The following is a 21,557-nucleotide window of genomic DNA, read 5'->3' on the forward strand; positions in this document are numbered from 1 at the left end:
ATGACACAGCAAAGAGATCGTCTCTGCATCGCCATTCTGGCGCTCGGAGGACAGGGCGGCGGCGTGCTGGCCGACTGGATTCAGAGCGTCGCCCGCAGCCAGGGCCAGCTGGCTCAGGGCACCTCCGTCCCCGGCGTGGCCCAGCGCACGGGCTCGACCGTTTACTATGTCGAACTGGCGCCCATGCCTGCCGACGGGCGCGCGCCCGTCCTGGCGCAGATGCCGACGCCCGGCGACGTCGATGTCGTCATCGCCTCCGAGCTGATGGAGGTCGGCCGCGCCATGGTGCGCGGCTTCGTCAGCGCCGAACGCACGACGCTGATCGGCTCGACCCATCGCATCTACGCCATCGCCGAGAAGTCGGCGATGGGCGACGGTCGCGCCGACAGCAGCAAGATTCTCGAAGCCGCCGCCAAGCGGGCGCGCCGCTTCGTCGGCTTCGACATGGACGCCGCCTCCGCCCGGTCTGGCAGCGTCATCAGTTCGATCATGTTCGGCGCCCTGGCGGGCAGCGGCGCCCTGCCCTTCCCGCGCGAAGCCTTCGAAGACGCGATCCGCGCCAGCGGCGTCGCGGTCGACAGCAACCTCAAGGGCTTCGCCGAGGGGTTCGACGCCGCCCGTCAGCCGGTCGCGGCGCCCGACGAACCTGCGGTTCCGACGCCGGAACCGACCACGCCCTTCGGCCAGGCGCTGGCGGCGCGGATTCGCGCCCGCCTGCCCGCCGCCGCGCACAGGAACGCCCTGCTGGGGGTTCAGCGCCTGATGGACTATCAGGATCAGGCCTACGCCGCCCTCTATCTCGAACGGCTGGAGCGGATCGCGGCGCTGGACCAGCCCCCGCACGCCCTGACCACAGAGACGGCCGCGGCCCTGGCGCTGTGGATGGCCTATGACGACACCATCCGGGTAGCGGACCTGAAAACGCGCGCCTCCCGCGCGGCTCGCGTCCGTGGTGAAGTGCGCGTCAAGAACGACCAGCTTCTCAGCGTCACCGAGTTCATGCACCCCCGTCTGCGCGAGATCTGCGAGACCCTGCCCGCCCCGATCGGGCGGCGCCTCCTGCACAGCACCGCCGCCGAAAAACTGCTGGGGCGCTTCTTCACCAAGGGCCGCCATGTGGAGACGACGAGGCTGCGCTGGTTCCTGATGCTGAGCCTGCTGGCCGCCATGCGTCCGTTGCGCCGCAGTTCCCTGCGCTACCAGGAGGAGCAGCAGCGCGTAGAAGGATGGCTAGCGGAAATTCAGGCTCGGGCGCCGTCGCAGCCGGATGTCGCGCTCGAAGTCGCGCGATGCCAGAACCTGATCAAGGGCTATGGCGAGACCTTCGATCGCGGCCTGTCCAGCTACGCCAAAATCCTGGGCTTCATCCGCTCCGGCGCGCCGACCGCCGACGACATCGCCACGCTTCGCCGTGCGGCCCTGGCCGACGAACAGGGGCAGGCGCTTAATGCTGAGCTCAACCGACTGGGCGCCGCAGCCTGACGGTCGCCCACGCGCCTTTGGCGTGATGCGCAACAGACATGGCCGGCGCCGCCGAGCGCGCCAGCCATGTCGTCATCTCGCCTAGCGCCCTTGAAGCGCTTTGATCTCTGCCAGATCGAGCGGCGGAGCCTTCCAGCGCGGCTGCTCCTGCACCACGAAATCGCGGATGGATGCGGGCAGATCGTCGAACGATTCATACCGCCAGCCCGCCTGGTGAAGGTAGGACGTGCCCGCGCCCAGCGCCGGCGGGGTCGGCACAGACGACGCGAAACTGACAAGGTTCTTATAGGCGGCTCCAGACGCCTCAGGCAGAACAAAGAAGTCATAGGTCTCAAAGGACTGGAGCCTCTGCCCGCCCGGCAAAGGGCGATCGCGATAAACAGGGACGGTGAAGTTGGCGATGTCCCCGATCCATCGCGCGCTGATCACTTCATGCGGCCCGGTTACGCTGACGCGCTCGCCCGTTCCCACCACAGAGATGGTCTGCAGCCGGTCGCCGTTCAGCCGATAATGAATCTGCTGATAATCGAACAGGATGGGTTCCAGAGGAACGCCGTTGAGTTCCCGCAAAAGCTCGCCCGTCTGCACATCGCGGTAGATGTACACCTTACGAGACAACTGGATAAAGCCGCCCGGATAGTCCGGATCCGGGACCAGACGGGCTGTATCAAAGCCCTCCACCTTGGCCAGAACCTTGCCCGTGGGGAACTCCGTGATTTCGCCGGTTGAATACCAGTAGACCGGCGATGCCCCCATTCCGCCTGTACGCGTCTGGAGCCAGACCTGAAAAAGCTGCGCATCAAATCCGTTCGCCAGCGCTGTCGTCGGCGTCATCATCATCAGTGCGCAGATCATCGCAGCAAGGCGCGATACTTTCCGAAACACCATCATTTCAACTCCCCTCCACAAGGCATCTTGTGCCTACTTCAATACAAGTCTAACGTTGATATCGCTGTGTCAACGACATTCAACGGCGTGACCCCTTAAAGGCGCCGTAGATCGTCCGAATGCCCCGGCGGGGAGGCCAGGGACGGATCAGGTCGATGATGCGGGACGTGCGTACGGGACGGAAGCCGGCGCGTTCGAGCGCCGCCTTCGCAGCAGGGGGGACCCACTGGATGAAGCAACCTCAATTTCTTTTGGCCACGGCGTCAGCGCTCGCCGTCGTCTGGACGTTTTCCGGCGCCGCGCAGGCCCAGGACGCAGAAACCTCAAGCGCATCAATCGTCGATGACATCATCGTCACCGCGCGCAAACGCGAAGAATCCGCACAGGACGTCCCGGTGTCAGTCAGCGCTATGGGCGCAGAGACCATGGCCGCGCTGCAGATCGAAACCGTCATGGACGTGGCGCGATATACGCCGGGCTTCCAGATGCAGTCGTCATTCGGCAGCTTCAACGACCGCCCCGTCATCCGCGGCGCCTCGAACCTTCTTCTGGCGGACGGCAAGGTCGGCCTGTTTATCGACGGCGTGCCGTGGTTTGGGTCCCTGTCCACCCTGGACATGGAAAGCTTTCAGCGCGTCGAAGTCATGCGCGGCCCGCAATCGTCTCTCTATGGCCGGGGAACCCTGTCGGGCGCGATCAACCTGGTCACACGATTGCCCGGCGACGCCTTCTCTGCGCGCGGCGCAGTGACTGCGGGCTCGGACGGACGTCTGGATTACAACGTCAGCCTGTCCGGGCCGGTCGATGACAGCCTGGGATTTGTGCTGGGCGTCAGCCACTCTGAATTCGACGGGCAGTACAGAAACGAGGCCGGCCTGGGTGAAATGCTGGGGGCCCGCTCTTCCGACACCTACAACGCCGGTCTGTATTTCCACCCTAACGACCGCTTTGAAGCGTCCCTGCGCTACTATGGCGTCCGCTCTGAAGAGACCCAGGCGCCGCTGATGCTCCAGCCGGCGTCGGCGAACAACTGCTTCCTGACGACCCGCCCCTATTATTGCGGCGACATCCGGACGCCTACCCGTTTCGCGGTGAATACGGACAAGGTGCTGTCGCCAGGAATCTTCCGCGATACGGACGCGATCATGGGCTCCGTCGCCTATCAGTTCGGCGACGAGGGGCCGCGGCTTTCCTATATGGCCGGCTGGTCGCGAACCCATCTCGAGACCGGGGTGGATCTCAGCTACGATGATCGTGACTTCTTCACCCTCGGCGCGGCGTGCGCCTTCGTGCCCATACCCAATCGCGACTGCAGCCGGTCCCTCTTCAATGATACGCGCGCGCAGGATCGGGATTCGGTCACGCAGGAAGTGCGCTTGGCCAGTTCGGGCGACCGCGCCCTGCGATGGTCCCTCGGCGTCTATTCGGGCAGCGACAAGACCACGCCGCTGAAGAAGTACCTGGAAATCACCGAGGTCGGCCCGGATGTGCTCGACGCTATCTATGAGGTTGAAAACCTGGCGGTGTTCGGCGGCGCCGAATACGACTTCACGGACCGTCTGACCGTCTCGCTGGAAGGGCGCTGGCAGCGGGACGAGGTGACGCAGACCGCCCAGTCCTATCGTGTCAGCGACTTCTTCAGCCCTGCAGCGATCGCGGCGCTGCGCTCTCCTCTTCCGAGCCAGGTCGTCGGCGCCAATGATGTGCGCAATGCGGTGTTCGAAACCTTCCTGCCGCGCGTCAGCCTGACATGGAAGCACGCTCCGGGCGTGAACCTCTATGCGCAATACTCGATGGGCAACTCGCCCGGCGGCTTCAACATCGTGACCGCTCCGGTCGCCACCTATGATGAAGAGCGCCTGACCAATTTCGAGATCGGAGCCAAAACATCCCTGTTCGGCTTCAGATATCTGAACGCCGCCCTGTTCCACAACGTCATCGAAAACCAGGTCCTCAGCACCACCTTCCAGACCCTGACCGCTGCGGCCAGCTACATGACCAATGTGGGCGAGACGGAGGTCAACGGAGTTGAAATCGAGGGCCTGCGGAACCTGACGTCAAATCTGTCGCTTCGTTTCGCCTATACCTATCTTGACACCAAGATTACTCAGGGCGTCGATAACGACGAAGCGATCCTGCACCTGGGCATCGCCTGTAAAAGCCAGCTTCCCGGCACGACCACCTATTTCGTCAACCTGACCCTACCGGGTTGTAGGGACGCCGGCTCCATCGTCGGCCGTCGTTCGCCGCTGGTGTCCGAACACACCGGCAGCGTGGGCCTGCGCTATGACGGCGCTACAGCTTGGAGCGATATCGACTGGTTCGCTTCAGCCGACCTGACCTACGTCGGATCATTCTATGCCCAGGTTCACAATCTGGCGCTGATACCGGCGTCGCAGCGCGTCAACCTCGCCGCCGGACTGTCACGAGGCAACCTGCAGTTGATGGTGTGGGCGCGCAATGTCTTCGATGACGATACCGCCACCGGAGCGCTGCGTTACGTTGACTACACTGCGCCGGCCGTACAATCGCCGGGCGGGGATCGCCCCCGCGCCTTTGGCGTCAGCGCGCCCGAACGGCGCACCTGGGGCGTAAGTCTGTCGGTCCGCTACTGAGACCGACGCGCAGCCAGTCATGCTGGCTGACCGGGCGCGGCAAACCGGGTCGGTGCTCCCTGCACCGGCCCGGCTTCCAGCCGCACGCCTGATCACAGGGCGCCAAGAAGTATTAATCTAGATACATTTCAACTCGCTCACGCGAGACAAGCCGAGTTAGGCGTGCCGAAGCATCATGGTTGATTGACAGAACAACCACATTGTGGCGACTATCACTCGTCTTCATAAAGATACATGCCAAGTCATAAGGGCATGAGAGGGAGTGACAGTGAGACATCGTACCCATGCCTTGGCCATGACCGCGATCGCGGCCGGCTTTTCCGTCCTGGCGGGCGCCGCCGCCGCTCAGGACGCCGTCCAGGTCGATGAGATCATCGTCACGGCCCGTAAGACAAGCGAGCGCCTGCAAGAGGTGCCGCTGTCGATCACAGCGCTGAACGCCGAGGACATGCAGCGTCGCGGCATCCGCGAAGTCACCGACCTTTCCTCGATCGCCCCGGGCCTCAACATCGAGAAGGACCAGGGCCGCCGCTTCGAGCGCCCGGTCATTCGCGGCCAGGCCAACGTCTTCGGCGCGCCCAACGCCGCCTCCTTCATCGACGGCGTCTATATCCCGGACAGCCTGTTCGCCACCGAAATGGCCTTCGTCGACCAGGTCGAGGTGATCAAGGGACCCCAGTCGGCCCTGTACGGCCGCCAGACCTTCTCAGGCGCGATCAGCTATACGACGCGCAAGCCGTCGCAGGACGTCGAGGCGCTGATCCGCGCCACCGCGGCCGAGCATGACGAATACAACTTCCTGATGGGCCTCAGCGGGCCGCTGGTGAAGGACGTGCTGTCGGCCCAGGCGTCCGTCAACTACTACACCTATGGCGGCGAGTACCGGAACAATGCGCCCGGCACGCCCAGCGACGGCAAGACCATCGGTCAGGAAAAGACTGTCGGCGGCACCCTGGCGCTGATGTACACGCCGACATCGGAACTGAGCTTCATCCTGCGCGGCTCATACGCTCACAACAATGACGGCCACGAGCCGATGGCGATCCAACGCTCGACCGCCAACAACTGCTATCTGGACACCCGCACCCAGTATTATTGCGGCGCCATCAACGTCACGCCTGACATGATCGGCCTGAATCTGGATGAAATCGGCGGCGGCGGCGTTGAACGCAAGACCGGCCGTCTGAGCCTGACCGCCGAATACGATCACGGCGGCTACACCCTGACCTCGATCAGCGCCTATAACGACTCCGAAGAGCACCGAAAGGCCGACCTTGATTACCTGCCCCAGCGCCTGCTGGGCGGTTCGCTGCATGTCGACGACCGGGTGAACATCAAGGGCTTCAGCCAGGAATTCCGCATCGCTTCGCCGCGCGGCGAACGCCTGCACTGGATGGCCGGGGCCTATTATTTCAACAGCGACCGCTGGGACGGGCGTTATCGCTATGTCTCACGCGCCCTGCAAGACAACGGCACGATCGAGACGGAAAACCTGGCCGCCTTCGGCCTGGTCGGCTTCGACTTCACCGACAAGCTGTCGGGCACGGCCGAAGTGCGCGTCGCCGAAGAAAAGCTGCACCTGACCGGCGGGGATTCCAACTTCGATTACGAAGCGACCTATCGCTCGACCAACCCGCGTTTCACCATGTCGTACAAGGCCACTGACGACCTGATGTTCTATGGCCTGGTGGCGCGCGGCAACAAGCCGGGCGGCTTCAACACCGACGTGCGCCTGAGCCCCGCCGATCGCTCCTACGGCGAAGAGACAGCCTGGAACTATGAACTGGGCTTCAAGAGCGACCTGTTCGACCGCCGCGTCCGCCTGAACGTCGCCGGCTACTATATCGACTGGTCGAACCAGCAGATGACCCAGGTGGCCAATCTGTCCTCGACCGAGACCGTCTCCTTCATCCGCAACGTCGGCGAGGTCGAGGTCAAGGGCGTCGAGGTCGAGGCCCAGGCCAAGATCACCTCCGACTGGTCCGTGCGCGGCACCTTCGCCTATGCGGATTCCGAATATACCAACGCGACCGACCCGGACTTCGCCACCCTGACCGGCGGCGACGGCGACGTCAGCGGCAAGGCGATCCCCAACGCGCCCAAGATCCAGTACTCCCTGGGCAGCAACTACGCCTGGTACGTCGGCGAGAACCGCTTCTTCGTCGACGGCACCTATTCCTTCCGCTCCAAGAAGTATGATCAGGTCGCCAACCTGGCCTGGGTGGACGGCCGCGATACCGCCAACGTGCAACTGGGATGGGAACGCGGCCCGCACCGGGTGATCCTGTTCGGCCGCAACATCTTCGACAACATCGATCCTGTCGGCATCGTCCGCTACTCGGACTTCACCACCAACCGTCGCGGCTTTGTGGGCTCCCTGCCGCGCGGTCGTCAGATCGGCCTGACCTACGAAGCCAACTTCTGACCTGCCTCCCAGAAGCTGGTTGGGCCCGCAGTTCACGCTGCGGGCCCTTTTTTCTTTGAGGCCCCGGCCTCGGCCAGCCTCTGCTCCAGAAAGCAAAAAGGCCCCGGACGGCGATGCGTCCGGGGCCTTTTCCATCATTTGATCGCCGGGTCGATCAGCCGGTGAGAGCCGTGCCGCGACGCCCCTCAGCGTCGGGCTTCTCGCCCAGCACGATATACCAGGCGCGCGGGCCGTCCCGCATCCGCACCGTCGTCTCCAGAACTTCGTCAGCCGCGAAACCCGCTTCGAGCATGACGTCCGGCGCCTGTGTCGCCAGGAACTCGTCCCAGAAGGGTTCATCGTTGTTCTTGGTCTGCCAGGCGAAGATGAACTTCTCGAAGGCGCTGAAATCGGCGCCCTTCATCGGCACGTCCTGGTGCACGACCACGCCGCCGGGGCGCAGAACGCGGCGCGCCTCGCTGAAAATGCGGCCGAGCGAAGCGCGCGAGACCTCGTGCATCATGTTGTGCGACACGACCAGATCAAAGCTCTCGTCCACGAACGGCATGGCGCCCGCATCCATCTGACGGAAGTGCGCCTTCAGCCCCATCGCCTCGGCCCGGATATGGGCGTAGCGCAGCAGGCCGGGCGCCACGTCGACGCCATAGACCTCGGCCTCGGGAAAGGCGGCCGCATAGCCGACCGTGGCGCCGCCCGAGGAACAGGCCAAATCCAGAATGCGACGCGGCTTAAAGCCGGGATAGCGCTCAGCCAGGAATTCGATGACGGCCGCAGACTTGGAGTCGCGCGTGCCGATGCCGACACCCAGCGAATAGGCGTTTCCGCCGCTCTCATAGAAGGCCCCGGCCGTGAAGTCGTCGGCCGAACCCTCGCCCAGCATATAGCCGCCGGGCTGGCCGTGGATGTGGCCGGCATAGGCGTCGGCCGGGGCCGCAAAGTCGGGGCTGGTTTCGCAGCTGCCACCCGCCGGCGCCTGGACCAGACCGGCGGCGACCTGCTTCATGCGCGGCAGTTCGCGATGAATGGTCTCGCCCACCGAGTTCCACATGACGTCCTGAGCGCTGCGGCTGAACGCGCTCCAGATCTGATAGAAGGGATCACGGACCATGGCCGCCGTGATGTCCTCGACGGTTTCGGGCGTCTTGCCCGACGCGGCTTCGAAGGCCGGCCCCGCGCGGGCGTCCAGGGCGACCTTGTTGGCGTCCTCATAGCGGCGGAGCCGGTTCTTCAACTGCACGATGTACTGGGTGCGCGCCGCCTCATCGTGAAGCGGCCGGGCCAGAAGTTCATGGGTGGCCGTACGGTCGATGATCATGCGCTCTCCTCCATGTTCGACTGGCGTTCAGTCTTTCATGATGTATTATCTCAAATACCTCTTATGCGAAAGTCTCTTCGTCGGATCGGACCATGCCTTCAATCTCGCCGCCCCCTCTTCGCCCTGCATCCGGTGTGGAGCGCGACCGGCCCGATCTGGGCGCGCGCGGCGTGGTCGCCCTGCTGACCCCGGCCGAAAATCCAACCGCCGAGCCTGAGCTGTCGCTGCTGATGCCGCCGGACGTGAACCTGCTGACCGCGCGCATGTATGCGCCCGCTTCCGAGATGAGCGCCAGGCTCAGGGCCTATGAGACGCGGCTTGAGGAATGGCTGGCCCCTTTCGGCGACGCGCCTCTGGACGCCGTTGCGTTCGCCTGCACCGGCTCGACCTATCTGCTGGGCCCTTCGCGGCGTCGGCCGGAAGCGCTGAAGCGCCGCCACGGGCCCTGTCCTGTCGTCTGCGCCGCCGATGCGCTGAAGGATGGCCTGCAATCGCTGAGAGCGCGGCGCATCACCCTGGTCAGCCCCTACCCTTCAGCCTTGACCGAGGCCGCTCAGGACCATTGGCGCGGGGCGGGATATGATGTGGCCGCTGTCATCCAGTCGCCCCTCGCGCATGGCGCGGCTCACCCGATTTACGGCCAGACGGCCGCCACCCTGCTGACAGGGCTGCGCCAAGGCCTGAAGGCGGGCGTCGCCGACGCCGTGATCGTCATGGGAACGGGCGCGCCAAGCCTGGCCGCCCTGGCCGTCGCCAGCGAGGAAACGGATATTCCGATCCTGTCCTCCAACCTGGCCACAGCCTGGTCCGTCGCGCATCAACTGGGACTGGAAGAGCGGCCGCTGATCACGGAATGGCTGGCGCCCGACGCCCCCTGGCGCGAACGGTTATGGAGCCGTTTCCCCGCCGTTCGCGCCCGTCTGAAGAGCACCTGACGCCCTATTCTGATTTCGTTTCGAGGAGTTTCCTGATGTCTACGCCCAAGCCGCCCCGCCCGACCTTCTTTGAGGACACCGCCAACGACCGGCTGACCGCCATCATCACCGCCCTGGTGACTGAGGTGGCCGGGTTGAGCGACCGGGTGGCGACGTTGGAAAACCTGCTGGCCGCCCAGGGCGTGCTGTCGCCGGACGCGGTCGATCATCATGTCCTGACCGAGCAGGAACAGGCCGCGCGCCGCGCGCGCCACGCGGCGCTGACCGACCGCGTGTTCTACGTGCTTCAGGAAGAGGTCGACGCCCTCAAGGGACAGTTGGGCGCCTGATGCGAAAACGGGCCGGGACGCCCTGCGCCCGGCCCGTCGCCCCTCGCCCCGCTCCGCTTTCGCCGATGCTCCCTCAAGCAGCGACGTGCGGAGGAGCTCGCCTCAGGCCAGCGTCGCCGCCTTGCGCAGGCCGTCGATCATGGATGAGCGCATCACATAGTCCTTGTGCCGCACAGGATCGGCCAGCATGGCCTGCATCTCGGCCATCATGACCTTGCGGCGTTCCGGGTCGCGCTCCTGCATCCGCCCACGGTTGCGATCCGCCTGGGCCAGGATCTCCTGCTCGGCGATAGGGCGGCGCTGGCGGGTGTAGAGATCCAGCAGCCTCTCGTCGGCGCCTTCCAGCACGGCCTTCAGCTTCTCGGTCAGGTTGAAGGCGTCATGGACGCCGCCGTTCATGCCCATCCCGCCGGACGGGCTGTTGATGTGGGCGGCGTCGCCCGCCAGCACGACCCGTCCGCTGCGGTAATCAGGCGCGATCCGCATGTGCACGCGATAGGGACGGATCTCCAGCACCTTGTATGGTTCGTCCCTTGCGACGATGGCCTGAAGCTTGCGCTCGATGCTGGCGGAGTCCAGCGCGTCCTCGATGGACTCTTCGCCGCGCGGATAGAGGCTGCAGCGCCAGAAATCCTTCAGCTTGAGCAGGGAAAAGGTGCCGCCGTCCGTCCAGCAGTAGTTGACGTTCGACAGCCCCTCCAGATGGTCTTCGAAAGGGAAGTCCGTGATCGCGAGGATGGTCGTCTCAGGATAGGTCTTGCCGTCAAGCTCCCACCCCAGCAGGGTCCGCACCGCGCTACGGGCGCCGTCCGCCCCGATCAGATAGCGACAGCGCAGAGTCTGCGCCTGACCGCCCTGCTCATAGGTGACGTTGACGCCGTCTCCGTCCTGATCCACGGCGCACACCGTTGCGCCCATGCGGATTTCGACATGACGCGCATCCGACAGGTGGTCGGCCAGGATACGGCACAGACGAAATTGCTCGCACTGCAGCCGGAAAGGATGCTGGGTCTCGCCCTGCAGATAGGACAGGTCGAAGACGGCGCGTTCGCCGGTTTCATGATGACGGATCTGCCACTGTTCGCACTTCAGCCCCTGAGCGATCAGCGGCTCGGCCAGTCCGTACTGCGCCAGCATGTCCAGCGTCGGGGGATGAAAAGTCGACGCCCGCAGGTCTTCAGGCAACTCCGTTTCGGCCTCAAGCACAATGGCTGAAATCCCGAAAGCTTCCAGCCTCAAGGCCGCGCTCAACCCGACCGGGCCGGCGCCGACGATGACCACTTGGGCGTCCCATTGCTGCATATTGGCGACCTCATGCCTACTTGTATCTGACTTAATACATTTGTTCGGCATTCCGGCAAGGGAAGAGTCGCAGACTTCCCTGCAGCCTCGCGCATTTATGGAAACTTCGACGCCTCAAAGGGCCAATGAAGCAGCTTTTGCCTCACCGCGCCCTCTCGCCTTGCGATCCGCATCGATCACGTATTAGCTTAAACACAACACAAGTCGCCACAGTATCAGGATGACCGCTCATGTCCCTCCCCGCCTCCCCGTTCGACTGGGCTCCCAAAACGGTCACCAGCCTGATTGACGGCGCCTATGTCGCAGAGCGCGGCGGCCATCGCCTGCCCGCCTATTATCCGGGCAACGGCGAAGTCATCTCCGAACTGCAGGAAGCCGACGCCGAGGAAGTCGATCGTGCCGTCCGCTCCGCACGACGGGCCTTCAACGATCCGGCATGGCGCGAAATGTCGGTAGAGGCCCGACAGACGATCCTTTATCGAATCGCGGACGCCATCGACGCCCACGCCGTGGAACTGGCGACGCTGGAAACACTGAACGCCGGCATCGTCCTGCGCGACGTTCTCAGCCGCCAGGTCGTGCGCGCAGGCTATAATTTCCGCTTCTTCGCCGAGGCGATCAGCCAGCAGCCCGGCCAGGTCTGGCAGCAGATCAAGGATCACCTGACATTCGTCACGCGCCACCCTGTGGGCGTGGCCGCTCTGATCGCGCCATGGAACTCGCCTCTGGCGCTGGCGTCGATGAAGGTCGCCTCGGCCATCGCCTTCGGCAACACCTGCGTGCTGAAGCCGTCGGAGCAGACTCCGCTGTCGCTGGCCCGCATGGTCGAGATCATCAACACCATCACCCCGCCGGGCGTGGTCAACCTGGTGAACGGGCGCGGGGCGGTGACGGGCGCCGCCCTGGTGGATCATCCCGAGGTCGATCTGATCGCCTTCACCGGCGGGACCGAGACGGGCCGCCACATCATGCAGGCGGCCGGGCGACGGCTGAAACCGGCGGCGATGGAGCTGGGCGGCAAGTCGGCCAACATCATCTTCGCCGACGCCGATCAGGAGCGGGCCCTGGACGGTGCCCTGATCTCCATCTTCTCAAACAACGGGCAACAGTGCCTGGCCGGGTCGCGCATCCTGGTCCAGGATTCCATCTTCGATGAGTTCGTCGATCGCTTCGTCGAGCGGGCGCGAAAGATCCGCGTCGGCGACCCGCTGGACGACGCCACCGAGATCGGCCCCATCGCCTCGGCCCGCCACCGTCAGCACATCCTGTCCTATGTCGACATCGCCAAAAGTCAGGGCGCGACCCTGTTGACCGGGGGCAAGGCGCTGGACCGACCGGGTTATTTCATCGAGCCGACCGCCGTCCTGGCGCCCAGCAACAGCGACCGCGTCTGTCAAGAGGAAATCTTCGGACCCTTCGCCGCCTTCGTGAAGTTCAGCGACATGGAGGACGCCGTCCGCATGGCCAATGAAAGCCAGTTCGGTCTGGTCGGCTATTGCTGGACGCAGAACGTGGACAAGGCCCTGCGGGTCAGTCAGGCCGTTCGCACGGGTCTGATGTGGGTCAACACCCCGATGGTGCGTGAACTGCGCGCGCCGTTCGGCGGGGTGAAGGATTCGGGTCTGGGCCGCGACGGCGCCGCCGCCTCCATGGCCTTCTTCACCGAAGAGAAGACGACGACCATTCCTCTGGCCGACGTGCCGCTGCGCAAGTTCGGCGCCTGATCCCGACGGGGTTGCGGCGGGCCTGTCCCGCCGCGCTTCGCCTCAACCGATGTGACGCCACTGCGGACGGGCCGAGCTGTTATCGCGCGTCAGCAGCATGTGGTACTCATACTGATCGGGATTATAGAGGCCGACCTGGTGCTCGAACGGGCGGCCGTCGCCGTCGAACACCGTCCGGCGCAGGCGCAGCAGCGGCGCCCCGATAGCCACATTCAGCTTATTGGCCGCCGCGTCGTCGGCTGGAATGGCGCTGATAGTCTGTTCAGCGCGCTGAGCGCGTATCCCGCCGCTTTCCAGGATACGCATGATCGGCCGGTCGTCGATGACGCTCCGAGGCGCCAGGGAGGCGACGGAACGAGGCAGCCACACCGTCGTCACCGACAAGGGCTTGTCCTTGAAGAAACGCAGGCGCTCGATCCGCAGCGCTCGCTCGTCGGCGGGAAGGCCCAACGCCTGAAGCACGGCGGCCGGCGTCGCCGCCTCTGGTTCATAGGCCAACAGCCGCGCCGTCGTCTCAAGCCCCAGAGTGATGAGGTTCTCAACTAGGCCCGACACCCGGCTTTCCTCTCGTTGCGCCTCATCAGCGCGCGGGGCGACGAAAGTGCCGACGCCATGCTTGCGTCGAATCCAGCCTTCGCGTTCCAGCAGATCCAGCGCGCGCCGCACCGTCACGCGCGACACGTCATAGGCCGCCGCCAGCTGCATTTCGGACGGCAGCGGCTGCTCCGGCGCAAAGGCGCTGTCCTTGATCTGCTGACGCAGAATGGTGGTCAGCTGGTGGTAGATCGGCAGGCTGCTGGAACCGCCGTCCGCCTTGAGGCTACGCCGACCGATATCGGTCCCTGCCTCAGCGCCCTGTCTGGCCAAGCTCATCCTCCACACGCTGGCGTCAGGGCCTGCGTCGTCAATTAGCGAACTTGTGCTTATTATCAGACCTTAGCGGCTTGACCACTCCGGCTTGTCTCCGTCGCCGCCGCAAGCCACACAAGGCGGTATGACATCATCCCCGCCGACAGACGACGCCCTGGATCTGCGTCCCGAGCTTCTGGACGACCGGCTGCCGATCCCCCTGTATCATCAGGTTCGGCTGCTGCTCGCCGAGCGGATCCGGCGCGGCGTGTTTCCGCCCGGCTCCCTGTTACCCGGTGAGCATCAGATCGCTGAACTGCTGGGCGCGTCGCGAATAACGATCAAGCGCGCCATGAATGAACTGGCCGATGCGGGCCTGGTCACGCGCCATCGGGGCCGCGGCACGGTGGTGGCGCCGCAGGTCGAACTGCCTGTGGTGACAGGGTCCTTCTCCACCCTGATGGATTCGCTCAAGACCATGGGGCACGAAACCCAGGTCGAGTTGCTGGAAAGCCGGTCTGTCGCAGCCGATAGCGACGTCGCGCACGCGCTGGCGGTCATCCCCGGCGCCCCTGTGCGGCGCATCACCCGCCTGCGTCGGTTGGGCGAGACGCCGTTTTCCTATCTTGTGTCGTGGTTGCCGGAGTTCGTCGCCAGCGGATGTGACGACGCCGCCTTTGCTGAACAGTCCATGCTGGACCTCCTGGAGCGAGCCGGGGCGACGCCGCATGAGGCTGAACTGTGGATATCGTCAGTCGGAGCAGACACCGCTGCTGCTTCGGCGCTCCAGGTGGCGATCGGGTCGCCCCTGCTCCGGATCGAGCGGATCATGCGCCGGGCCGACGGCGAACCTGTCCAGTACATTCACGCCCATTATCACGCCGACCGCTTCCGCTATCACCTGCTCAGCCGCCGCGAAGAAGGAAACTGGCAGGACGGCGCCTGATTTCCACTGCTCCGTCTCAGGATCGGCTGGCGCCCGCCGCAGGACGGTCTATAGTTGGCCTATCTTTATACCATTAAGGACGGACCGACCGTGAGCGACCTTGTCTTCGAACCGACCATGATCTGCGAGAACAAGACCGCGCGCGAACTGTTCGAGGCGGTCAAGGCCAATCCCGCCCGCGCCCGTTTCGGCTTCGGCGAGAAACTGGCCGTGGTGAACGTCGATTTCCAGCAATCCTACACCCGGCCCGATCTGTTTCCGAAGACGGCCTATGTGACCCACCCTGACCAGATCGGCTTCACCAATCGCATCTCGGCCGCCGCGCGCGCCAAGGGGATGCCGGTGATCTGGAGCCATGTCGCCTACAAGGCCGACGCGGGCGACGCCGGGGTCTGGGGCACGCGCACCGATACGCCGGACAGCCTGCAGAACATCAAATACGGGTCCGAACGCCACGCCCTCGATCCGCGCTGCCGGATCGATGAGGCTGTGGACCTGATCTACACCAAGCGGATGCCCTCGGCCTTCTTCGAGACGCCGCTGAACTCCTACCTGCGCTGGCACAAGGTGGATACGGTGCTGGTGACAGGCGGCTCGACCTCGGGCTGCGTGCGCGCCACGGCGGTGGACAGCCTGTCCTATGGTTTCCGCACCATCGTCGCCGAGGAGTGCGTGGCGGACAAGCACGAGAGCTACCACTACGCCAATCTGACCGACCTTCAGCTGAAGTACGCCGATGTGGTGTCGGCGCAGGAAGTGCTGGACTGGCTGGCCGCGCGCTGAGCTGACGGCAGCCTGAAGAATCGAAGGGCGGCGGACCGAAATCCGCCGCCCTTCTTTTTACGCTTTTACGCTTCCCGGCCGAAGGTTGGGGGCGACGGCCGAGCCTGGAGCCGGGACGACGGCGGCCTCAGCCGCGCGCCGCCTCGACAATCTCTGAGAGGCCGGCGGTCCATACGGCGTCGTCCTGGGCCAGACCGTCCAGCACGCGGCGGACAGTTTTCATCCGGAACGGCAGGCCGCTGACGTAGGGGGTCAGGGTGAAACCGACGACCTGGCCGCCGAAGCGGTCGGCCTCGGCCTTGTGCAGGCGGATCGCCTCCAGCACCTGATCGGCCCATTCGTCCTCGGTCTGAAGGCGCACGGTCAGCAGGGTGCGGTCATCCAGTTCATTCGACAAAGGGGCCGCCCAGACCACGCCCTTGTCGGTCTGCATCGGCACGGGAACCGTGTCCTGCTCCCAGTCCAGACAGATATCGAAGCCCGCGTCGGCGATCAGCGCCAGCGTCTGGAACGACTGCTGCCGCGCCGGGCTCATCCAGGCGCGCGGCTTCAGCCCCGCCCTGTCGAAGGCGTCGCGCGTGCGGCCGATCCATTCCGCTTCGACGCCTTGCTCAAGCCCGCTCCAGTGGATGCAGTCCGCCTCCCAGCCATAGGCGGCCATCTCATGCCCGCCGGCGAGGATGGCCTCGACCAGCGGCCGAACGCGTTCCAGCAGGACCGCATTGATCGGAAACACCGCCTTCAGCCCTCTCGCCTTCAGCGCATCCAGAATGCGGAACACCCCGACCCGATTGCCGTAGTCGCGGGTCGTGAAGTGGCGCAGATCCGGATAGGTCGTCTGCATGGCGCCGGGATGCTTGAACGGCTTGCCTTGCGGGTTCAGGCGATGGAACTCCAGCGGGACCACGATCATGGCGGCGGCCGTCTTGCCGTCCGGCCAGGCGATCTTCGGCCGCTCGGTCGCCGGACGCCACGGATACAGCGTCTGATCCATGCCGTAGGAGCGGTGCGGATAGGTCAGATAGTCCTCAGGCAGCGCCATGGCCGAACCCCTTTCCTCCGGTCGCGCAGCCCTTGGCCGCGATATCGGCCTGCGTCTGGTCCCAGCAGTGGTCGCGATAGTAGCCCGCGATCTCGGCGCCGGTGGCGAACCACACGTCGTCGGCGTGGCCCATCACGTGTTTCAGCGCCTCTTCGAACGGGCCGATGCGATGGGGCTGGCTGACCAGATAGGCGTGCAGGGGAATGCACATGACCGTGCCGCTCTGCTCGCCCTCTTCCAGCAACTGGTCGAAGTGCCGCTTCAGGATGTCGGTGTAGCGCGCCGGGCTCATCCCCAGGGCGCCGTAGGTGATGACGTCGTTCACCTCCAGCGAATAGGGCAGCGAAATCAGCTTGCCTGACGCCGTCTTCACCGGCTGCGGCTGGTCATCCTGGAACAGGTCGCAGGTGTACCAGAAGTCGTTCTCGGCGATCAGGTCCAGCGTCCGTTCGGTGTGCGTCAGAGCCGGAGCCAGATAGCCGCGAATACGCTGGCCGCTGGCCTTCTCGACCGTGCGGATGGCGTCGTCGATGATGGCGCGCTCCTGCGCCTCGTCCATGCCGTAGGAATAGCGGGTATTGTAGATGCCGTGCGAAAAGAACTCCCAGTTCCGCTCGACGCAGGCCTCGATGATCTCAGGATGGTGGTCGCACAGGGCGACGTTCAGCGACACCGAGCCGCGCAGGCCGTATTTGTCCAGCAGTTCCATCAGCCGCCAGTGGCCGACGCGGTTGCCCCAGTCGCGCTGGGAATAGGCGACGACATCGGGCGCAGGCTTGGGCCAACCGGCGCGGCCGGGGTTCTTCGCGGGGTCGAACTCATAGAACTCGATGTTCGGAGCGACCCAGAAGGCCAGTTTCTTGCCGCCGGGCCAGACGATCTTCGGCCGGTCCCGATAGGGCCAGTAGTCGTAGAGGTTGGGGTCTGCGACGGTCATGCCTTCTCCTCTTCCTGCGCTTCGTATCGCTGTCCCAGCGCCATCATCTCATCCAGGCCGATGCGGGCGTTGACCCCCATCAGGTCGGTCATGTGCGCCCGGTGCGCCGCCGTGCCGCCATCGCGCTTCAGCACCGACAGGAAGGCTTCGACAGCCGGAATGACGGCCCGCACCATCGCGCCCGGCGCAATGACCAGACGATAGCCAAGGTCAGACAGGCTGTCGGCCGAACTCAGCGGCGTGTCTCCGCCCTCGACCATATTGGCCAGCAGAGGAACGCGGGCGGCGAAGCGTTCGGCCACCGCCCGCATCTGCTCCAGATCGCGCGGCGCCTCGACGAACAGGACGTCGGCCCCGGCCTCAAGGAACAGTTCGGCGCGATCCATCGCCGCTTCAAAGCCTTCGACCGCGATAGCGTCGGTGCGAGCGATGATCAGGGTGTCGTCGTCGTGGCGCGCATCGACGGCGGCGCGAACCTTGCCCGCCATCTCCTGCGCCGAAATCACGCCCTTGCCGCGCAGATGGCCGCACCGCTTGGGGAACGTCTGGTCCTCGATCTGGATCGCGCGGGCGCCCGCACGCTCGAACAGCCGCACCGTCCGGCCCATGTTCAGGGCGTTGCCGAAGCCGGTATCGGCGTCGACAATCAGAGGAATGTCGATCCGCTCGGTGATGCGCGCCGCCACGTCAACGACGTGATCCAGACTAACCAGGCCGATATCCGGCCGCCCCAGCTGGGTATAGGCGACCGAGGCGCCCGACAGATAGGCCGCCTCGAATCCGGCCTGCTGGATCAGCAGGCCGGACAGGGCGTCATAACAGCCCGGCGCCAGCAGGGCGGGCGACTGCTTGAGCCGACGACGCAGGTTCAGACGCTCGCTCATGCGGCGCCCGCCAGCTTCTTCTTCAGGTGCGGCATCAGCCCCCCGTCATCCATCATGGCCATAAGGTGCGGCGGCAGGGGCGTGAAATCATAACCCCGCCCCGTCGTCAGATTCGTCAGACGCCCGACCGCCAGATCGACCTCCAGCCGGTCGCCTGCGGAAATCTCGCCCGCCTGTTCAAGGGTGATGCACGGCACCCCCAGATTGATCGCATTGCGCCAGAAGATGCGGGCGAAAGAGCGCGCGATCACGGCGCGCACGCCCAGCAGGCTCAAGGACACCGCCGCCTGTTCGCGCGACGAGCCGATGCCGAAGCTGCGACCGCCGACGACGAAGTCGCCCTTGGCCACCGTGCGGGCGAAGTCAGGATCGACAGCGGCCAGACAATGCTGCGCCAGTTCCTCGGGCGGCAGCTTCATCAGCGTGCCCGGCGCCATGACGTCGGTGTCGATATTGTCGCCGAAGACGAAGGCCCGACCGCTCATGCCGCCTCTCCCAGGAACTGACGCGGATCGGCGATGCGGCCTTCAATCGCGGCAGCGGCCACGGAATAGGGCGAGCCGAGATAGACCTGCGCCTCCTTGGATCCCATGCGTCCCTTGAAGTTGCGGTTGGTCGAAGAGATGCAGACCTCGCCATCCGCCAGCACCCCGGCGCCATAGCCAGCGCAGGCGCCGCAACCGGACGGCAGCAGGACCGCCCCCGCCTCCATCAGCGTCTGCAAGGTGCCGTCCTGCGTCGCTGTCGTCGTGGTTTTCTGAGACGCCGGAGCGATCAGCAGGCGGGTGTCCGGCGACACCTTGCGGCCCTTCAACACGGCGGCGGCCATGCGCAGGTCTTCGATCTTGGCCCCGACGCAGGCGCCGATATAGCATTGATCCACCTTGATCCCGGCGTGTTCGGTCACGTCCTGAGTGCGTGACGGATCATGCGGCGCCGCGATCTGCGGCTGCAGCGTCGCCGCATTGAAGCGGTGGACGGCGGCGTAAACAGCATCGCGGTCCGACGCCAGCGCCAGGGCCGCCGCCTCGTCCTCCACCGGACGCCCGGCCGCGCGCAGATAGGCAAACGTCGTCCGGTCCGGCGCCACGACCCCGGCTTCGCAGCCCAGTTCGGCGGCCATGTTGCACAGGACCATGCGTTCGGCCATCGACAGGCCCTCGACCGTGTCGCCGCCGTATTCAATGGCCTTGAAGGCGTTGTCCATGCCCAGTTCGCGGCACAGGAACAGCATGATGTCCTTGGCCGCAACGCCCGCGCCGAACCGGCCCGACCACTCGACGCGGATCGTCTCAGGCACGGCCAGCCAGGTTTCGCCGGTGGCGACGATGGCGGCCATGTCGGTGGCGCCATAGCCTGCTGCATAGGCGCCGAAGGCCCCCGCCGTCGGCGAGTGACTGTCGCCCCCCGCCACGAAGGCGCCCGGCCGGATCAGGCCATGCTCGGGCAGAACCAGATGGCAGATGCCCACCATGTCGAAGAAGGCGCCCACCTGGTGTTCGGCCGCAAATTCTCGCGCCAGCTTCAGGATACGGGCGGATTCAGCGTCCACCGCTGGGACATAATGGTCCGAGACTATGGCGACCTTCTGCGGATCCCAAAGGCCCACGCCCAGTTCACGCAGCATCGGCGCCCAGCGGCGCGGCCCCGAACTGTCGTGCGCAAAGGCCAGATCGACCTGAGCCGTCACCAGTTGGCCGGGCGCGACCCGGTCCACGCCGGCCGCCCGGGCGATGATCTTTTCAACGAGGGTGGAGCCCCGGCCCATGCCTTCTCCCGATGATGCGCCGCACAAGGGCATTGCTGGATCAAATGATATAGTTTTATATCATCTAAACGCGCAGCCTTGGCAAGCGCATTCCCGCATCTTCCAGTCCATCAGGAACGCTCATCATGTCGAACCCCGCCGCTTCTTCCGCCCCAAAACCCTCGGGCCAGACGTTCCGCTGGGATGATCCTTTCGACCTGACGGGGCGGCTGACGGACGAGGAGCGGATGGTTCAGGACGCGGCGCGGTCCTATGCGCGCGAGGCCCTGCTGCCGCGCATCGTCGCCGCCTTCCGCGACGAGGTCTTCGACCGCGCCATCATGACGGAGATGGGCGAGATGGGCTTCCTCGGCGCCATGCTGCCGGAACAGTACGGCGGTTCCGAAGCGTCGCACGTCGCCTATGGCCTGATCGCGCGCGAGGTCGAGGCGATCGACAGCGGCTATCGCTCGGCCATGAGCGTGCAGTCGTCGCTGGCCATGTACCCGATCTACGCCTTCGGCTCCGAAGAGCAGAAGATGAAGTTCCTGCCCAAGATGGCGGCGGGCGAACTGGTCGGCTGTTTCGGCCTGACCGAGGCCGACGGCGGGTCCGACCCGGCGTCGATGAAGACCACGGCGGTGGCGGTCGACGGCGGCTATCGCCTGAACGGCGGCAAATACTGGATCACCAACTCGCCCATCAGCGACCTGGCCATCGTCTGGGCCAAGCTGGACGGGACCATCCGGGGCTTCATCGTCGAGCGCGATTTCGACGGCTTCACCACGGGCAAGATCGGCGACAAGCTGTCGCTTCGCGCCTCGATCACCGGCGACATCGGCCTGAACGACGTCTTCGTGCCGGAAGCCAACATCCTGCCGGGCGTGCAGGGTCTGCGCGGGCCGTTCTCCTGCCTGAACAAGGCGCGTTTCGGCATCGCCTGGGGGGCGATGGGCGCGGCGGAATTCTGCTTCCACGCCAGCCGCGACTATGTGGCCGAGCGCACCCTGTTCGGCCGCCCGCTGTCGGCGCGCCAGCTGGTGCAGAAGAAGCTGGCCGACATGCAGACCGAGATCTTCCTCGGCTTCGAGGGCGCCTATGCCCTGGGCCGCCTGCTGGACACAGGGGCCTGGGTTCCCGAGGCCATCAGCCTGATGAAGCGCAACAACTGCGGCAAGGCCCTGGCTGTCGCGCGCGAGGCCCGAGACATGCACGGCGGGGCCGGGATCACCGGCGAACTGCACGTCATGCGCCACGCCATGAACCTGGAAACCGTCAACACCTATGAAGGCGCCCACGACGTCCACGCCCTCATCCTGGGCCGCGCCATCACCGGCGAAGCCGCCTTCTGATC

The 21,557-nt window shown here is 65.2% G+C and carries 18 protein-coding genes; 9 read left to right on the plus strand and 9 right to left on the minus strand.

Annotation, left to right across the window (positions count from 1 at the left end):
• Positions 1–1,482 carry an indolepyruvate oxidoreductase subunit beta family protein gene (locus tag H556_RS0113160; protein ID WP_024354883.1) on the plus strand — a complete coding sequence of 494 codons (1,482 nt, stop codon included), beginning with the start codon at positions 1–3 and terminating at the stop codon, positions 1,480–1,482.
• Between the two features lie 81 nt (positions 1,483–1,563).
• Here the strand turns inward: H556_RS0113160 and H556_RS0113165 are convergent, their stop codons facing one another.
• The gene (locus H556_RS0113165) at positions 1,564–2,373 is read right to left on the minus strand and encodes a hypothetical protein (RefSeq protein ID WP_155802488.1); all 810 of its coding nucleotides are present in this window, start codon (positions 2,371–2,373) and stop codon (positions 1,564–1,566) included.
• 227 nt (positions 2,374–2,600) lie between these two features.
• On the opposite strand from H556_RS0113165, the gene H556_RS0113170 reads away from it, so the two are divergent.
• Positions 2,601–4,985 (plus strand): TonB-dependent receptor, encoded by a 2,385-nt coding sequence (locus H556_RS0113170; protein WP_162140916.1) that lies wholly within the window; start codon positions 2,601–2,603, stop codon positions 4,983–4,985.
• Between the two features lie 295 nt (positions 4,986–5,280).
• Positions 5,281–7,410: a TonB-dependent receptor gene (locus H556_RS0113175; protein WP_024354886.1), complete on the plus strand. Its 2,130-nt coding sequence runs from the start codon at positions 5,281–5,283 to the stop codon at positions 7,408–7,410.
• Positions 7,411–7,564: 154 nt separating this feature from the next.
• Here H556_RS0113175 and H556_RS15925 read toward each other — a convergent pair whose 3' ends face one another.
• Entirely contained in the window at positions 7,565–8,725 is a 1,161-nt protein-coding gene (locus H556_RS15925; protein WP_024354887.1) for a class I SAM-dependent methyltransferase, read from the minus strand.
• 92 nt (positions 8,726–8,817) lie between these two features.
• Here H556_RS15925 and H556_RS0113185 point away from each other — a divergent pair, with 92 nt between their 5' ends.
• Both H556_RS0113185 and H556_RS0113190 read left to right on the plus strand, forming a co-directional pair.
• A complete protein-coding gene (locus H556_RS0113185) occupies positions 8,818–9,660 on the plus strand; it encodes a maleate cis-trans isomerase family protein (RefSeq protein WP_155802489.1) in 843 nt (280 codons plus the stop codon).
• 35 nt (positions 9,661–9,695) lie between these two features.
• On the plus strand, positions 9,696–9,989 hold the full coding sequence (locus tag H556_RS0113190; RefSeq protein ID WP_024354889.1) for a hypothetical protein: 294 nt from the start codon (positions 9,696–9,698) through the stop codon (positions 9,987–9,989).
• 102 nt (positions 9,990–10,091) lie between these two features.
• Here the strand turns inward: H556_RS0113190 and H556_RS0113195 are convergent, their stop codons facing one another.
• On the minus strand, positions 10,092–11,291 hold the full coding sequence (locus H556_RS0113195) for an FAD-dependent oxidoreductase (RefSeq protein ID WP_024354890.1): 1,200 nt from the start codon (positions 11,289–11,291) through the stop codon (positions 10,092–10,094).
• A 230-nt stretch (positions 11,292–11,521) separates the two neighbouring features.
• Here H556_RS0113195 and H556_RS0113200 point away from each other — a divergent pair, with 230 nt between their 5' ends.
• Positions 11,522–13,015 (plus strand): aldehyde dehydrogenase, encoded by a 1,494-nt coding sequence (locus H556_RS0113200; RefSeq protein ID WP_024354891.1) that lies wholly within the window; start codon positions 11,522–11,524, stop codon positions 13,013–13,015.
• Positions 13,016–13,057: 42 nt separating this feature from the next.
• On the opposite strand, the gene H556_RS0113205 is transcribed toward H556_RS0113200, so the two are convergent.
• Entirely contained in the window at positions 13,058–13,882 is an 825-nt protein-coding gene (locus H556_RS0113205) for a GntR family transcriptional regulator (RefSeq protein WP_024354892.1), read from the minus strand.
• 127 nt (positions 13,883–14,009) lie between these two features.
• Here H556_RS0113205 and H556_RS0113210 point away from each other — a divergent pair, with 127 nt between their 5' ends.
• Positions 14,010–14,810 carry a GntR family transcriptional regulator gene (locus H556_RS0113210; RefSeq protein ID WP_024354893.1) on the plus strand — a complete coding sequence of 267 codons (801 nt, stop codon included), beginning with the start codon at positions 14,010–14,012 and terminating at the stop codon, positions 14,808–14,810.
• A 90-nt stretch (positions 14,811–14,900) separates the two neighbouring features.
• Positions 14,901–15,593: an isochorismatase family protein gene (locus H556_RS0113215; protein WP_245559492.1), complete on the plus strand. Its 693-nt coding sequence runs from the start codon at positions 14,901–14,903 to the stop codon at positions 15,591–15,593.
• A gap of 127 nt (positions 15,594–15,720) precedes the next feature.
• Here H556_RS0113215 and H556_RS0113220 read toward each other — a convergent pair whose 3' ends face one another.
• From H556_RS0113220 to H556_RS0113240, 5 genes are read right to left on the minus strand one after another with little or no spacing between them, the layout of a single operon-like run.
• Complete coding sequence (locus H556_RS0113220) at positions 15,721–16,635, minus strand: polysaccharide deacetylase family protein (protein WP_024354895.1); 915 nt, start codon at positions 16,633–16,635, stop codon at positions 15,721–15,723.
• A complete protein-coding gene (locus tag H556_RS0113225; protein WP_024354896.1) occupies positions 16,622–17,572 on the minus strand; it encodes a polysaccharide deacetylase family protein in 951 nt (316 codons plus the stop codon). Before H556_RS0113225 ends, H556_RS0113220 begins: the two co-directional genes overlap by 14 nt.
• The gene (locus tag H556_RS0113230; RefSeq protein ID WP_024354897.1) at positions 17,569–18,456 is read right to left on the minus strand and encodes an isocitrate lyase/PEP mutase family protein; all 888 of its coding nucleotides are present in this window, start codon (positions 18,454–18,456) and stop codon (positions 17,569–17,571) included. The genes H556_RS0113225 and H556_RS0113230 overlap by 4 nt, the downstream gene beginning before the upstream one ends.
• Positions 18,453–18,941: a LeuD/DmdB family oxidoreductase small subunit gene (locus tag H556_RS0113235; RefSeq protein WP_024354898.1), complete on the minus strand. Its 489-nt coding sequence runs from the start codon at positions 18,939–18,941 to the stop codon at positions 18,453–18,455. The genes H556_RS0113230 and H556_RS0113235 overlap by 4 nt, the downstream gene beginning before the upstream one ends.
• Positions 18,938–20,224 (minus strand): 3-isopropylmalate dehydratase large subunit, encoded by a 1,287-nt coding sequence (locus H556_RS0113240; RefSeq protein ID WP_024354899.1) that lies wholly within the window; start codon positions 20,222–20,224, stop codon positions 18,938–18,940. Before H556_RS0113240 ends, H556_RS0113235 begins: the two co-directional genes overlap by 4 nt.
• 125 nt (positions 20,225–20,349) lie before the next feature.
• Here H556_RS0113240 and H556_RS0113245 point away from each other — a divergent pair, with 125 nt between their 5' ends.
• On the plus strand, positions 20,350–21,555 hold the full coding sequence (locus tag H556_RS0113245) for an acyl-CoA dehydrogenase (protein ID WP_024354900.1): 1,206 nt from the start codon (positions 20,350–20,352) through the stop codon (positions 21,553–21,555).
• The last annotated feature ends 2 nt before the right edge of the window (positions 21,556–21,557 follow it).

The organism is Brevundimonas naejangsanensis DSM 23858 (genome assembly GCF_000421705.1).
In the GTDB taxonomy this organism is placed as follows: Bacteria; Pseudomonadota; Alphaproteobacteria; order Caulobacterales; family Caulobacteraceae; genus Brevundimonas; species Brevundimonas naejangsanensis.